Raw genomic sequence first — 14,521 nt, forward strand, 5'->3', positions numbered from 1 at the left:
GACGGAGGTCTTATGAAGCGTTTGAGTTTGGCCATTATCACTCTACTCGCCTGTGCAGGTGCGCAGGCTGCCAGTAAAGAAAAAGTGACGATGAATCTGGTCACGTCGCAAGGCGTCGGCCAGGCGATTGGTACCGTCACTATTGCTGAAACCGCAAAGGGGCTGGAGTTTACGCCCGATCTGAAAGCGTTGCCGCCAGGTGAACATGGCTTCCATGTGCATATGAACGGCAGCTGCCAACCGGCAATTAAAGAAGGGAAAGCCTCAGCCGCAGAATCGGCTGGCGGCCATTATGATCCGCACCAAACCGGCAAACATGAAGGCCCGGAAGGCGCAGGTCATATGGGCGACCTGCCGCTATTGGTGGTGAATAACGACGGTAACGCCACAACGGCGGTCGTTGCGCCGCGGTTGAAAACGATCGATGAGGTTAAAGGCAAAGCGCTGATGATCCATGTGGGCGGCGATAATATGTCCGATCAACCGAAACCGCTTGGCGGTGGCGGAGCGCGCTACGCCTGTGGTGTTATCAAATAATCAACGACTGAGAGTGCCCGGCGGCGGCGCCTGTTCGAGCTGCGAAAGCGAGCAGTGTAGCCGCCAGACCAGTGCCGACAGTTCCTGCGCCGCAGGTTGATGATGGTGGGCAAGCGTATCGCAGATGCGCTGTAGCTCACTCAGCGTGGCATTCAGTGGTCGTTGCTGGACGCCACGTTCGCTCATTACATCGCGCAGCAGCGAGATACACACGTCCCTGACGCGAGCCAGCGGATCTGAACGCGCCTCCCAGGTGCGTAGTTGCCACACCACGTGCGAGCAATTCAGCAAGACGACCCCCCAACGTAATAACCAGCGTCGCGCCAGCGCATCCTGACTGTTGCTGAGCTGGCTGACGTGATGATAGGTCAGCGATTCAAATTCGTTTTCACTGAGTGATGGATGTCGGCTGAGCTGATCGACAAAATCCCGACGCAGGGCGCGAATATGGCGGCGACTTTTCCGCGCATCCGATCCGGGCCGCAGAATGGCGAAAGCCAGCCATGACAGTGCCACGCCGGTGATTTTCGCTATGTTGTCATTCAGGAAATCAGCAAAATCATATACCGGCGGATTGGTCACCGCGATAAACGATCCCATAAATACGATCAGCTGCCCCCAAAGACCTGCCAGCGCAGGCATCTGCAGCTTTAACAGTTGCATGGTGGCGAGTAGCGGGAAGAGAAAGAGAATAAACTGCCAGAGGTCGGAAATTTGCACCATCAGGCCAAACTTAACCACAAAGCTAAATAGCGACAGTAGAACCAGCGTACGCATCAGCAAAGAAAGCGACTTGAACGGCGTGGCGACGGCGGAATACAGCACGCTGCTGATCGCGGCGAGCGTGAGTGCACCAGAGCCTGATTCCCATTGTGCGCCAATGCTCCATGCGCCGATAAGCATCAAAGTGCAGAACGTACGTATCCCGCTCCAGATAGCTTCCGCATTATCGGTATGACGAGCAAGCCCCGGCGTGCGGGCGATATTAATACGCTCGGCGGTAACACCATTTTCCAGTAAATGCAGATAATGACTGCTGCGCAGGTAGAGTCGACAAAAATAACGCAGTCGTTGCCAGAAGGCGACGTGCCGATAGTCGCGGGCATCGACGGGCCGCAGTGGGGCAATAATACGTGCGACGGTGTAGCTATTAGCATTGGATTTTATTAGTTCGCTGAGCAACTGTTCGATGATTTCCCGGGTACTGGACGGGGGATTAGGCCAGTTCAGCAGCATCCTGCGCAGACTGGAAATCACGCTGGTCATGCGTAACTGCTGGTGCAACAGCGAATTGAGCAAAGCATTCTGGCGACGAAAGCGGTAATGACTCCAGAATGCCTGAATACGCAGCAGGTTCATGGTCAGGATCTGCCCGATAACACCTTCATGGGCTGTGCGAATGGCATCCGTGGTGTCTGGTTGCCAGAGTAGGCTGGCATGTTCCAGTAAACGTGAATGCATGTTTTTCAATGCAGTCAGTAACGTTGTGCCATCGGAGGTGCTGGGCAGGATCATCATCATCACGCCGCCACACAGAATACCGACGATGACTTCACACACACGTGCCTGCGCGATATCCCATAACTGCGTAATTTCCACGGTATTGACCATGGGAAACGCAATGATCGCCGCCGTATAACCCGCCAGTTGAAAGGCGTAGGCAACGTTATTGGTGAAATGTGCACAGGCCCAGGTACAAAAACCGATCCACACCGACATGCTCAGCAAAAACAGCCACGGCTCATTAAGGGTATGACCGGCAATAATCAGTGCGGCGGTGGCTCCCAGTAGGCTACCCGCCACGCGACCCAGACTTTTGCTGATAACCCCGCCGACGGTGGGAAAACTGACCACCGCAGCCGAGGTCATCGCCCAATAGGGTTCGTCCAGATTCAGATAATAAGCGAACGTTAACGCCAGACACATCGCAATGGTGTTACGCAGCGCATAACGCCACTGTGCCGCCGTGGCTTTAAACCACGGCAAATTGCCTGGCGTCAGGCAGGGCAGTTTCATTTACGCTGGCCGATGGATACGCTGCAGGTTGTACCTGACACCAGCGTGACATCGTGCGGCAGGGCGTCGAATTCGATGCGTACCGGGACACGCTGCGCCAGACGCACCCACGGCACGTTGGGTTTGATATCGGGAATCAGGCCGGAATCACTTTCCACACTTTGATCGTAGATGGCACGGCCAATACTGGAAACGTGACCCTGTAACTTTGTGTTACCGCTGTAGAGCGTGATAAGGGCAGGCGCACCCTCGCGAATGTGACGCAACTTAGTTTCTTCAAAATACCCCATCACATAAAAAGAGTGACTGTCGACAAGGGCAAACAGAGGCTTACCGGTTGAAGCGTAGTCTCCGGTACGGGTTGAAAGATTAGTAACCCAGCCCGCTACGGGGGCTTTGACCACTGTTTGCGTCAGTTGCCACTGTGCCTGGCGCAGACTGGCCTCTGCTGCTTCAACGCTCGCCTGCATGGCTTTCACGTTGAGATTTGCGGTATCGAGATCTTCGGCCGAGATGTAATTTTGCGATAAATGACGGCGGCGGTTGGCTTCGTTATTGGCTTTCGCCAGGTCAGACTGCGCTTTTGCCAGTTGCGCTTGCGCATTCAGTTCAGCAATGTGAAATGGCGTCTTGTCGATAACAAAAAGGATATCGCCTTTATTCACAAACTGGTTATCTTTTATATTGAGTTCGCTAATGCTGCCTGACACCTGCGGTGTGATGCTGACCTGCTCAGCACGCACTTTACCATCACGTGTCCAGGGCGATTGCATATAGTAATTCCACATCCACCATCCGGCGAAAACTGCGATTGCAGCGACTATAATAGTGGAGAAGTATTTAACGGTTTTAAGCGACATAATCACCACGCTATCAGCATAACAAAGGCCAGACACACACAAAGCGTAAAGAGTGACAGATCCATTAGCAGGGGATGCCAGATTTCGCCGGAGTAAATCCAGTCGCGCAGCAGGCGATGAACAACCAGCCAGAGAATAAATCCTGCTACAATCGCCTTGAAAACAGGAGGGAAGTAGACAGATGCGCCGATCATTAAATCTTGTAGGGGCAATCCTGTTGCATTAAACATAAACTTCACGGGCAAAATCCTTGGCGGAAGAGAGCATTGCTATAGGTTTAGCAAAAAAGAGACAATGAGTCTCCGTAACGCATAATGTCTGAAAAAATGTCAGCTGGTAAGCAAATTTGGCAATACATTTGTTTTGGGAATACAAATGCTGCACACTATTCTAAAATCAGCACAATAACTTAGCAAGCTAATTATAAGGAGATGAAATTGGAATCGCCATTAGGTTCTGATCTGGCACGGTTGGTGCGCATTTGGCGTGCTCTGATTGACCATCGCCTGAAACCTCTGGAGTTGACGCAGACGCATTGGGTTACGCTGCACAACATTCATCAGTTGCCGCCGGATCAATCGCAGATTCAGTTGGCTAAAGCGATTGGCATCGAGCAGCCTTCGTTGGTACGTACGCTTGACCAGTTAGAAGAAAAGGGACTCATTTCACGACAGACTTGCGCCAGCGATCGTCGGGCAAAGAGAATTAAACTGACAGAAAAAGCAGAGCCGCTGATCGCTGATATGGAAGCGGTTATCAACAAGACGCGTGGAGAAATTTTGGAAGGGATTTCAGCTGAGGAAATTGATCTGCTGATTAAACTGGTCGCCAGGCTGGAACACAATATTATTGAGCTGCAGTCACAGGGCTGAAGCAAAAAGATGACGTGTGGCCAGGGTCTGACCACACGTGAATTTGATTAGCGCGGAGACACGGTAACCTGGCTGCCGTTGTTAGCCATAACAACTCGCTGGCCGGCTGAGAACTTGGTCGCACCCTGTTTCTGAACCACCATGATGGTATTACCGTCGTCCTTACGGATTTCCAGTTCCACACCCTGGGTTTTATTCATCGCACCTTGTACGCCTTGACCCGCTACGCCACCGGCAACTGCGCCTGCAGCTGTCGCTAATGAACGACCCGTACCGCCGCCGACGGTGTTACCGAGGAACCCACCGAGTACCGCACCACCAATAGCACCAATCACGTTTGCGTCATCGCCACCCTGGATTTGCACCGGACGAACATGAACAATCGTACCGTAGGTAACGTTCTGAACTTGTTTCGCTTCGGATGCGGTATACACGTCACCTGAAAGGCTATCATTGTTAACGCAACCCGCTAAAGATACGCCCATTAATGAAACAATCAGCACACGTTTAATCATTTACAAATCTCCTTTGTCACCACGAAACGCTAATAAAGCACCCTTCATGGTTAAATTATATGGCATTTGTGAGCCTAAGGTCACATGTTCTACTGGAACAATATGAAAATCTTAACCGAAATCAGATCAACCGAGTATAAACGAATCATTCATGTAATTGATGTAATTAAACGATCATTGTAATGATTAGCCACCAAAAATCATTAAGGAAGCATGGCATTAGTCGACACTTTATGGTTGAGTGTCAAGGCTAATTTGCTTAAAAGGATGACCTATGAAATCGGGCCGTTTTATCGGTGTAATGTCTGGAACCAGCCTTGATGGCGTCGATGTTGTGCTGGCGACAATAGATGAAACGATGGTTGCGCAGCAGGCGAGTCTGACCTGGCCCATCCCCATTCATGTTAAACAAGCGATTCTGGATATCTGCCAGGGGCAGCAGCTTACACTTTCTCAGTTTGGTCAGTTAGACGCACAGCTCGGTTATCTATTTGCTGAGGCGGTGAATGCGCTGTTGGCGCAAGAAAAATTGAAACCGCAGGATATCGTTGCGATTGGTTGCCACGGGCAAACCGTGTGGCATGAACCAAACGGTGCTGCGCCACACACGCTGCAAATTGGTGATAACAACCAGATTGTCGCGCGTACCGGGATAACCGTAGTCGGCGATTTTCGTCGACGTGATATCGCCCTTGGCGGGCAGGGTGCACCGCTCGTTCCCGCGTTTCATCAGGCACTGCTGGCACATCCAACGGAACGACGAATGGTGTTAAACATCGGCGGGATTGCCAATCTGTCTCTGCTTATTCCGCAACAACCCGTTCGCGGATACGACACCGGGCCGGGCAATATGTTGATGGATGCATGGATCTGGCGGCAATGTGGCCAGCCCTACGACAAAGATGCGCAGTGGGCCATTTCGGGAATGGTGATCCTGCCATTACTGCAAAATATGCTTAACGACCCTTATTTTTCCGCGCCTGCGCCGAAAAGTACCGGCCGTGAGTATTTTAATTACGGCTGGATAGAGCGTCATCTGGCGCAGTTCCCGGGAATTAGCCCACGAGATGTGCAGGCGACGCTTGCCGAACTGACGGCAGTCACCATTTCAGAGCAGGTATTATTAAGCGGCGGCTGTGATCGACTTATGGTATGCGGTGGTGGCAGTCGTAATCCACTGCTGATGATGCGTCTGGCGGCACTATTACCGGGAACAGAGGTTACCTCTACCGATGAAGCCGGGATCAGCGGTGATGATATGGAAGCGCTAGCCTTTGCCTGGCTGGCGTGGCGAACGCTGGCCGGATTACCGGGAAATTTACCGTCTGTGACGGGGGCGTCAGAGCCGAGTGTGTTAGGGGCAATTTATCCTGCCAATCCACGAACTCAGAGTTAACTGAAATTATTCAGCGCGGTATGCCGGTAAACTAGGGATATTAGGGAGGGTGCCATTACCCTCCGGGACCAGGAAAGTCTTCAGGATATGGCTATGAAAAAACTGTTGTTAGTGTGTCTGCCCGTACTGCTTAGCGGTTGTAGTGTGTACAACCAATTTGTCGAGCGTATGCAAACGGATACGCTTGAATACCGCTGTGACGAAAAACCGTTGACAGTGAAGCTGAACAATACCCGCCAGATGGCAAGCTTTGTTTATGATAATCAGCTATTGAACCTCAAACAGGGCGTGTCGGCATCAGGCGCGCGTTATACCGATGGTATCTACGTTTTTTGGTCTAAAGGCGACGAGGCAACGGTCTATAAACGAGACAGAATTGTGCTAAATAACTGTCAGTTACAGAACCCGAAGCGTTGAGATTTTCACCTGGGCGGCGCACAATAGCGTCACCCACTGACAATCCGTAGCCCAACATCATGTCTGATAACGACGAATTGCAGCAAATCGCGCATCTGCGCCGTGAATACACGAAAGGCGGTCTTCGCCGCCGCGATCTTCCCGCCGAACCCCTTGCGCTGTTTGAGCGCTGGCTGGGGCAAGCCTGTGATGCCAAACTGGCCGACCCCACCGCAATGGTCGTTGCGACCGTCGATGAAAATGGCCAGCCGTATCAGCGTATCGTGTTACTCAAACATTATGATGACAAAGGGCTGGTGTTTTATACCAACCTTGGCAGCCGTAAGGCGCATCAGATCGAGAAAAATCCGCGCATCAGTCTTTTATTTCCCTGGCATACGCTGGAACGGCAGGTGATGGTAATCGGCAAGGCCGAGCGTCTTTCCACACTCGAAGTGGTGAAATACTTCCACAGTCGCCCACGCGACAGCCAGATTGGCGCCTGGGTCTCTAAACAATCCAGTCGGATCTCCGCGCGCGGTATTCTCGAAAGCAAATTCCTCGAACTGAAGCAGAAATTTCAGCAAGGGGAAGTCCCACTGCCCAGTTTCTGGGGCGGCTTTCGCGTGAGTATCGAACAAATGGAATTCTGGCAGGGTGGTGAAAACCGCCTGCACGATCGTTTTTTATACCAACGCGAAGATAACGCGTGGAAAATTGATCGCCTTGCCCCCTAAAGATGCAAATTTCTTGTTTTAAGCGCTGGTGCTGATCAATCCGGCGCTTTATTCTATGTTTCTTTCGCATCAGGCGAAAAGTCGTGTACCGGCAAAGGTGCAGTCGTTTTATACATGGAGATTTTGATGGCAAGCAGTAACTTGATTAAACAATTGCAAGAGCGGGGGCTAGTGGCCCAGGTGACGGACGAGGAAGCGTTAGCAGAGCGACTGGCGCAAGGCCCGATCGCGCTCTATTGCGGCTTCGATCCTACCGCTGACAGCTTGCATTTGGGGCATCTGGTTCCATTGTTATGCCTGAAACGCTTCCAGCAGGCAGGCCATAAGCCTGTTGCACTGGTAGGTGGCGCAACCGGTCTGATTGGTGACCCGAGCTTTAAAGCCGCCGAGCGTAAACTGAATACCGAGGACACCGTGCAGGAGTGGGTGGATAAAATCCGCAAACAGGTTGCACCGTTCCTCGATTTCGACTGTGGCGACAACTCGGCGATAGCTGCGAACAACTACGACTGGTTTGGCGGTATGAACGTACTGACTTTCCTGCGTGATATCGGCAAACACTTCTCCGTTAACCAGATGATCAACAAAGAAGCGGTTAAGCAGCGTCTGAACCGTGACGATCAGGGGATCTCCTTTACCGAGTTTTCTTACAACCTGCTGCAGGGTTATGACTTTGCCTGCCTGAATAAGCTGCACGGCGTGGCACTGCAGATTGGTGGTTCTGATCAGTGGGGTAACATTACTTCGGGTATCGATTTGACCCGTCGTCTGCACCAGAATCAGGTTTTTGGTCTGACCGTACCACTGATTACTAAAGCTGATGGCACCAAATTCGGTAAGACGGAAGGCGGCGCAGTGTGGCTGGATCCGAAGAAAACCAGTCCGTACAAATTCTACCAGTTCTGGATCAACACCGCCGATGCGGACGTTTATCGCTTCCTGAAATTCTTCACTTTCATGGACATTGAAGAGATCAATGCGCTGGAAGAGGAAGATAAAAATAGCGGTAAAGCGCCGCGTGCCCAGTATGTTCTGGCTGAGCAGGTCACGCGTCTGGTTCACGGTGAAGAAGGTCTGGTCGCAGCAAAACGTATCACCGAAAGTTTGTTCAACGGTAACTTGAGCGATTTGAGCGAAGCTGATTTCGAACAGCTGGCGCAGGATGGCGTGCCGATGATCGAGATGGACAAAGGTGCCGATCTGATGCAGGCGCTGGTGGACTCTGAGCTGCAGCCTTCTCGCGGTCAGGCACGTAAGACCATTGCGTCTAACGCCGTGACCATCAACGGTGAGAAGCAGTCCGATCCGGAATATTTCTTCCAGGAGAGTGATATCCTGTTCGGGCGCTACACCTTACTGCGCCGTGGCAAGAAGAACTACTGTCTGATTTGCTGGAAGTAAGATTGAGTTAGCAGGGGCGTGGGAAACTACGCCCCTTTATTTTTTCAGGGTTGTGGTAAGTAAAATGAAGAATATCCTCGCCATCCAGTCCCACGTTGTTTTTGGTCATGCGGGCAACAGTGCAGCAGAGTTTCCAATGCGCCGTCTTGGCGCAAACGTCTGGCCGCTGAATACCGTCCAGTTTTCAAACCACACGCAGTATGGCAAATGGACCGGCTGCGTTATGCCGCCGAGCCACCTGACTGAAATTGTTCAGGGCATTGCTGATATTGATAAACTCCAGACCTGTGACGCCGTACTGAGTGGCTATCTTGGCTCAGCTGAACAGGGCGAGCATATTCTGGGTATTGTACGCAAAGTAAAAGCGGCCAATCCGCAGGCCAAATACTTTTGCGATCCGGTGATGGGACACCCTGAAAAGGGCTGTATTGTCGCACCCGGAGTGGCGGAATTTCATGTACGTCATGCGCTTCCGGCTAGTGACATTATTGCCCCGAATCTGGTTGAGCTCGAAATTCTGTGCGAGCATGCGGTGAACAATGTCCATGAGGCCGTTGCGGCAGCGCGTGAACTGATCGCTCAGGGACCTGAAATTGTACTGGTGAAGCATCTGGCACGCGCAGGTATCAGCACCGATCGTTTCGAGATGCTGTTGGTCACTGCTGAACAGGCGTGGCATATCAGTCGCCCGTTAGTCGATTTTGGCGCACGTCAACCGGTTGGCGTGGGTGATGTGACGAGTGGCTTGTTGCTGGTGAAACTGCTGCAGGGCGCGTCTTTACAGCAGGCGCTTGAGCATGTGACGGCGGCGGTATATGAAGTGATGATTACCACCAAAGAAATGCACGAGTATGAGCTGCAGGTCGTGGCCGCGCAGGATCGTATCGCGAAGCCTGAACACTACTTCAGCGCGACGCAGCTGTAATAAATGCCCGATGGCGCTCTCGCTTATCGGGCATATGTTTAGCTGTAGGCCGGGTTAGCGTCACCCGGCAACCGCAATTAATTTAACCCTTCTGCTTTAAGCGCTGCGGCAACCGCCGGACGTTCAGCCATACGGGCCATATACGCGTCGATATGGCTTAATCCTGCCATATTTAGCTTAACCGCATAAGCCCAACGCAGCACGGTGAACAGATAGGCATCGGCAATGCTGAAGCGCGGGCCGCAGATCCATTGTTCGTCTTTCAGAGATTCATTCACGTACTGCATTTTTTTCTCCAGCTGCGCGCGAACGGTTGGCTTGAAGTCTTCCGGTGTATCGGGACGGAACAGAGGCGTAAAGCCTTTATGCAGTTCTGTCGCAATGTAGTTAAGCCATTCGATGGTTTTGTACCGGGAGAGGCTGCTGGTAGGGGCAAGGAGCTGACGGTCTGGTACGGTGTCCGCCAGGTATTGCATGATGGCGACGCCTTCGGTAAGTAGCGTACCGTCATCCAGCAGCAGCGCGGGAACTTGCCCTTTTGGGTTTACCGCGAAAAAATCATCGCCATTTTCCAGACGTTTCTTCATCAGATCAACACCATCCAGCGTGAAATCTTTACCGCTCTCACGAAGTGTGATGTGGGAAGCGAGAGAACAAGCGCCCGGTTTGTAGAACAGTTTCATCGGTAACTCCTTTTGGCTGAGGTATATCGTATGGTAGTGCTACCTCAGGCAAAAAAAAAGCCGCTAACAACAGTTAGCGGCCTGAAAATGAGTTTCCCTGAGAATTACGCTGTCGCGGCCTTAGAGGCTTTCTCATTGACGTCATCGTCCTGAGTCATACGATTCAGTTTCGGTGCCGTCAGCAGCATCAGAACAGCGATAACCGCCGTTGCAACACCAATCTGCAGGAACACACGACCGTAGACTTCAAGGGACATCAGCGGGTCAGTCACGTTCTCTGGTACAGCCATCATGTTAGCGACGTAGCCACCGATGATGTTTGCACCGGCAGTGGTCAGGAACCAGCTACCCATGATGAAGCCCATCAGGCGTTGCGGAACCAACTGTGCCACCATTGCCAGACCCAGGCCGGAGATCATCAGCTCACCGATACTTTGCAGACCGTAGCAGATGATCAGCCAGTTAACGGAAACGATGCCCGCATCGGTAGCGAATTTCGCGCCCAGTGGCAGGATCAGGAACGCACCGGAACACAGCACCATACCAATCGCAAACTTGGTCGGCATCGGCAGGGTATCGCCCATCTTGTTATAGATAGCAGCGAGGATTGGGCTACCAATGATGATCCAGAACGGGTTCAGCGCCTGGTACTGCTCAGGTTCGAAAGCAATGCCAAGAATAGAATGCTCAACGTTACGAATCGCAAAGAAGTTCAGCGAGGTCGGCATCTGGCTGTACAGCACGAAGAAGATAATCGCTTCCAGCATCAGGATGAAGGCGACGATCATTTTACGACGTGCAGCACCGTGCATGGTGAATGCTTCTTTACCGAAGATGAACACGATACCCAGCGCAATGACGCCCAGAACCATACGAGCGATCTGCTGGTTGTGCAGCAACCAGGTTGCAATCGCGATCAGTACCACCACGCCAGCAATGGTCAGCAGCAGGTTACGGAAGTTGATCGGCTCAAAGTCAGGTTTAGAACCGTACTGTTTAACCCAGCGCTGACAGAATGCGAAGTTAACAACGGTAATCAGCATACCCACGACACTCAGAGCGAACGCGGTGCTCCAGCCGTAACGCGCAGCTAACCACGGCGTTGCCAGCATAGAGAAGAATGAACCGATGTTGACGGACATGTAGTACATGGTAAATGCACCATCAAGACGCGGGTCATCTTTGGCATAGCAGGTAGAGAGCAGGGAGGATGGGTTTGCTTTAAACAGGCCGTTACCGACCGCGATGGCCGCCATGCCCATATAAACGATACCCGCATCGTGACCGGACCATGCTACCAACGCATAACCGATGGCCAGCACAACGGCACCCAGCATAATGACACGTTTTGTTCCCAGAACTTTATCACCTAACCAGCCGCCAATGGCAACCAGACCGTACACCAGGGCGCTAAAGGACGAGAAAAGGGTGATGGAATCCGCTTCTGACATACCCAGCTGTTTAACCAGGTAGACGGCCATAATCCCTTGCAGGCCGTAATAACCAAAACGTTCCCACAGCTCAATAGAGAAAATGAGATAGAACGCTTTTGGTTGTTTGAAGGCGTTTAAACTTACGCTTTCTGTTGGTTTATTGTTTGCAGTAGACACTTTTACCTCTTTTTTTACATCCCATATCAACGGGGGTGTTCAGGTACGTGATGAGTCAAGTTCATCCGTCCGATTGTTATAGTGGGAGGGGAAACGGCAAGTAATGTTCACTATCTTGACCATTCAGACAAGTGGTTTGTAATAATCTGTTACATATATCATGACTGGTGAAATCGTCGGGGCTGCGAAATGTTATCTAGCGTTAAATTTCTTCATTTTTAAAATGGCAGATTTTTACACTGTTTAATCACCGACGGAACCGCAATGTGGCGATATGTTCTGCTATTTAAGGTTGAATCCAGTGATATAGGCCATTATCTGAAAAATAGGCAGTGTAATGTTTTGTTTATAAAGTGTGCAGTTAGGTCATCTAATTGTCACCTTAACTAAAAAATAAAAATTTATTAACATTGTGTTAGCTGGATGATCTGGATCACGTATAGATAGAAATTTCTTTTGCTAAAAAAACGATTAACCTGCTCAGGTGTTAATTAACAAGAATATTGCATTAGATTTGAGCAATTGAATGGCATCATTGTCGGGAAAAGAAACTCTGGGGAGTGCATAACTAATCGTTATGTATGTAAGGGGCAAAGAGGATGCCCCGGCAGCATTAGATATCGACTTTCTCTTTGAATTCGCAGAGATCTTCAATAATACAGGAACCGCAGCGCGGTTTTCTGGCGATACAGGTGTAGCGGCCATGAAGAATTAACCAGTGGTGGCAATCGACTTTAAATTCACTGGGTACAACTTTCAGCAGCTTCTCTTCAACCTGCTCGACGTTTTTACCCGGGGCGAATTGCGTGCGATTACAGACGCGAAAAATGTGGGTATCTACGGCAATAGTGGGCCAGCCAAAGGCGGTATTTAGCACCACATTAGCCGTTTTTCGCCCAACTCCGGGGAGAGCTTCTAACGCAGCACGGTCTTCAGGCACCTCACCATTATGCTGTTCCAGCAGGATGCGGCAGGTTTTAATTACGTTTTCCGCTTTGCTGTTAAACAAACCGATTGTCTTGATATAGGACTTAACACCTTCAACGCCGAGCTCCAGCATCGCAGCAGGCGTATTGGCGACGGGGTATAGCTTAGCCGTCGCTTTATTGACGCTGACATCGGTCGCTTGTGCAGAGAGCAAAACCGAAATCAACAATTCAAACGGCGATGTAAAATTAAGCTCAGTGGTCGGATGCGGGTTGTTATCCCGCAGGCGCGTCAGTATTTCCAGACGTTTTGCTTTGTTCATTACACATTCCCTGTTTCACCCGCGGGACTGTCCGCGACAGCCGCCTCGGCACGACGTTTCTTCATTTTCTCATCAATCAGATACTTCACTGCCAGCATCAGACCCAGACCAATAAACGCGCCTGGTGGCAGCATGGCCAACAGAAACGGCGTATCAGTATGGAAGATCTCAACGCGCAAGACTTTGGCCCAGCTACCCAACAAACCGTCTGCACCATCAAACAGTGTACCGTTACCAATTATTTCACGCAGCGAACCCAGAACAAACATGGCACCGGTTGCGCCCATGCCGATAGAGAAACCATCAAGTGCGGATAACGCAGGGCCCTTTTTGGCGGCGAAGGCTTCTGCACGGCCAACCACAATACAGTTAGTCACAATCAGCGGGATGAAGATGCCCAGAGACTGATATAGGCCGAAGGCGTAGGCATTGATCAACATCTGCACCGCGCTCACCACGGAGGCGATGATCATGACATAAATCGGAATGCGAATTTCAGGCGGTGTCCAGCGACGGAGGGCTGAAATCGTCAGGTTGGTCAGCGTCAGGACGAGCGTAGTCGCAAGTCCAAGACCCAGCGCGTTAGTGGCGGTAGAGGTGACGGCTAACAGCGGACACATCCCGAGTAGCTGCACAAGCGCGGAGTTATTTTTCCATAATCCCTGGACAATAACGTCTTTAATTTCGCTCATGGTTATTCTCCACAGGCGCTAAGTTGAGGGAGTTGCGCAGGTAGCGTCTGCGCATACAGGCCGGCACGTTTAACCGCGTTAACTACTGCACGTGGTGTAATGGTTGCGCCAGTAAACTGGTCAAAGTCGCCGCCATCTTTTTTCACAGCCCAGTGAGAGTCGTTATCCGCAGAAATTATTTTACCGCTAAAATGGGTGATCCAGTCGGACAGGCGCAGTTCGATTTTATCGCCCAGCCCCGGCGTTTCATGGTGTTCGGTAACCCGTGTACCCAACACGGTACCCGTGAAATCGACACCTACCAGCAGTTGTATTGCGCCGGAATAACCATCTGGTGCGGTGGCCTCAAGAACCGCTGCAACGGGACGATCGTCCTGGCGCGCAATATATACGCGGTGCGTACCTTTACCCAACGCCGGCGCATCGACCAGATAACAACTTTCAGACAAGTTATTATTGTAGCGATCGCCAGGCAGAACCTGATCGAACAGCGTTTTTTGCTGTATCGCGGCCTGTTCATCAATGGTTGACTTGGTTAATTGATTGATTGCTGCGGTTAACCCCGTCGAGCCCGCAGCAAACAGCGCCAGTGTAATACCGTGTTTACGAATCGTTTTCAGCATATCTAGTCC

At 51.3% G+C, this 14,521-nt stretch carries 15 protein-coding genes and 1 pseudogene; 7 read left to right on the top strand and 9 right to left on the bottom strand.

Going from position 1 to position 14,521, the window contains the following annotated elements:
* Nucleotides 1-12 precede the first annotated feature (12 nt).
* Nucleotides 13-537, top strand: coding sequence for a superoxide dismutase [Cu-Zn] SodC (sodC, locus tag BZK41_RS08040; RefSeq protein WP_079937809.1), 525 nt, complete (start codon nucleotides 13-15; stop codon nucleotides 535-537).
* Here the strand turns inward: sodC and BZK41_RS08045 are convergent.
* The 3 genes and pseudogenes from BZK41_RS08045 to BZK41_RS08055 all read right to left on the bottom strand — a co-directional run bounded on the left by BZK41_RS08045 (nucleotide 513) and on the right by BZK41_RS08055 (nucleotide 3,652).
* Nucleotides 513-2,553: pseudogene (locus BZK41_RS08045) on the bottom strand (FUSC family protein). The gene sodC and the pseudogene BZK41_RS08045 sit on opposite strands and share 25 nt — an antisense overlap.
* A complete protein-coding gene (locus BZK41_RS08050) occupies nucleotides 2,550-3,413 on the bottom strand; it encodes an HlyD family secretion protein (RefSeq protein ID WP_079937811.1) in 864 nt (287 codons plus the stop codon). The pseudogene BZK41_RS08045 and the gene BZK41_RS08050 overlap by 4 nt, the downstream one beginning before the upstream one ends.
* Before the next feature lie 2 nt (nucleotides 3,414-3,415).
* Nucleotides 3,416-3,652, bottom strand: a complete 237-nt coding sequence (locus BZK41_RS08055; RefSeq protein WP_003029180.1) for a DUF1656 domain-containing protein — start codon at nucleotides 3,650-3,652, stop codon at nucleotides 3,416-3,418.
* Nucleotides 3,653-3,844: 192 nt separating this feature from the next.
* Here BZK41_RS08055 and slyA point away from each other — a divergent pair, with 192 nt between their 5' ends.
* The gene (gene slyA / locus BZK41_RS08060; RefSeq protein ID WP_019076732.1) at nucleotides 3,845-4,285 is read left to right on the top strand and encodes a transcriptional regulator SlyA; all 441 of its coding nucleotides are present in this window, start codon (nucleotides 3,845-3,847) and stop codon (nucleotides 4,283-4,285) included.
* 47 nt (nucleotides 4,286-4,332) lie between these two features.
* Here the strand turns inward: slyA and slyB are convergent, their stop codons facing one another.
* Nucleotides 4,333-4,800: an outer membrane lipoprotein SlyB gene (gene slyB / locus BZK41_RS08065; protein WP_003029175.1), complete on the bottom strand. Its 468-nt coding sequence runs from the start codon at nucleotides 4,798-4,800 to the stop codon at nucleotides 4,333-4,335.
* Between the two features lie 274 nt (nucleotides 4,801-5,074).
* On the opposite strand from slyB, the gene anmK reads away from it, so the two are divergent.
* From anmK to pdxY, 5 genes are all read left to right on the top strand, one after another.
* Nucleotides 5,075-6,196, top strand: coding sequence for an anhydro-N-acetylmuramic acid kinase (anmK, locus tag BZK41_RS08070; protein ID WP_079937812.1), 1,122 nt, complete (start codon nucleotides 5,075-5,077; stop codon nucleotides 6,194-6,196).
* An 87-nt stretch (nucleotides 6,197-6,283) separates the two neighbouring features.
* Nucleotides 6,284-6,613: a C-type lysozyme inhibitor gene (mliC, locus tag BZK41_RS08075; protein WP_085951051.1), complete on the top strand. Its 330-nt coding sequence runs from the start codon at nucleotides 6,284-6,286 to the stop codon at nucleotides 6,611-6,613.
* Between the two features lie 59 nt (nucleotides 6,614-6,672).
* Nucleotides 6,673-7,329, top strand: a complete 657-nt coding sequence (pdxH, locus tag BZK41_RS08080) for a pyridoxamine 5'-phosphate oxidase (protein ID WP_003029169.1) — start codon at nucleotides 6,673-6,675, stop codon at nucleotides 7,327-7,329.
* 126 nt (nucleotides 7,330-7,455) lie between these two features.
* Nucleotides 7,456-8,730, top strand: coding sequence for a tyrosine--tRNA ligase (gene tyrS, locus BZK41_RS08085; protein WP_003029168.1), 1,275 nt, complete (start codon nucleotides 7,456-7,458; stop codon nucleotides 8,728-8,730).
* 64 nt (nucleotides 8,731-8,794) lie between these two features.
* Nucleotides 8,795-9,655, top strand: coding sequence for a pyridoxal kinase PdxY (gene pdxY, locus BZK41_RS08090; RefSeq protein ID WP_079937813.1), 861 nt, complete (start codon nucleotides 8,795-8,797; stop codon nucleotides 9,653-9,655).
* Nucleotides 9,656-9,732: 77 nt separating this feature from the next.
* Here the strand turns inward: pdxY and gstA are convergent, their stop codons facing one another.
* The 5 genes from gstA to rsxG form a co-directional block, all read right to left on the bottom strand.
* Nucleotides 9,733-10,338 (bottom strand): glutathione transferase GstA, encoded by a 606-nt coding sequence (gene gstA / locus BZK41_RS08095; RefSeq protein WP_079937814.1) that lies wholly within the window; start codon nucleotides 10,336-10,338, stop codon nucleotides 9,733-9,735.
* A gap of 104 nt (nucleotides 10,339-10,442) precedes the next feature.
* Nucleotides 10,443-11,948: a dipeptide/tripeptide permease DtpA gene (gene dtpA / locus BZK41_RS08100; protein WP_020996425.1), complete on the bottom strand. Its 1,506-nt coding sequence runs from the start codon at nucleotides 11,946-11,948 to the stop codon at nucleotides 10,443-10,445.
* 613 nt (nucleotides 11,949-12,561) lie between these two features.
* Nucleotides 12,562-13,197 carry an endonuclease III gene (nth, locus tag BZK41_RS08110; protein ID WP_003029161.1) on the bottom strand — a complete coding sequence of 212 codons (636 nt, stop codon included), beginning with the start codon at nucleotides 13,195-13,197 and terminating at the stop codon, nucleotides 12,562-12,564.
* Nucleotides 13,197-13,889, bottom strand: coding sequence for an electron transport complex subunit E (locus BZK41_RS08115; RefSeq protein WP_079937815.1), 693 nt, complete (start codon nucleotides 13,887-13,889; stop codon nucleotides 13,197-13,199). Before BZK41_RS08115 ends, nth begins: the two co-directional genes overlap by 1 nt.
* Before the next feature lie 2 nt (nucleotides 13,890-13,891).
* A complete protein-coding gene (rsxG, locus tag BZK41_RS08120; RefSeq protein ID WP_079937816.1) occupies nucleotides 13,892-14,512 on the bottom strand; it encodes an electron transport complex subunit RsxG in 621 nt (206 codons plus the stop codon).
* Nucleotides 14,513-14,521: the final 9 nt, after the last annotated feature.

Origin of the sequence: Citrobacter sp. A316 (assembly GCF_002042945.1) — a bacterium.
GTDB lineage: Bacteria > Pseudomonadota > Gammaproteobacteria > Enterobacterales > Enterobacteriaceae > Citrobacter > Citrobacter portucalensis.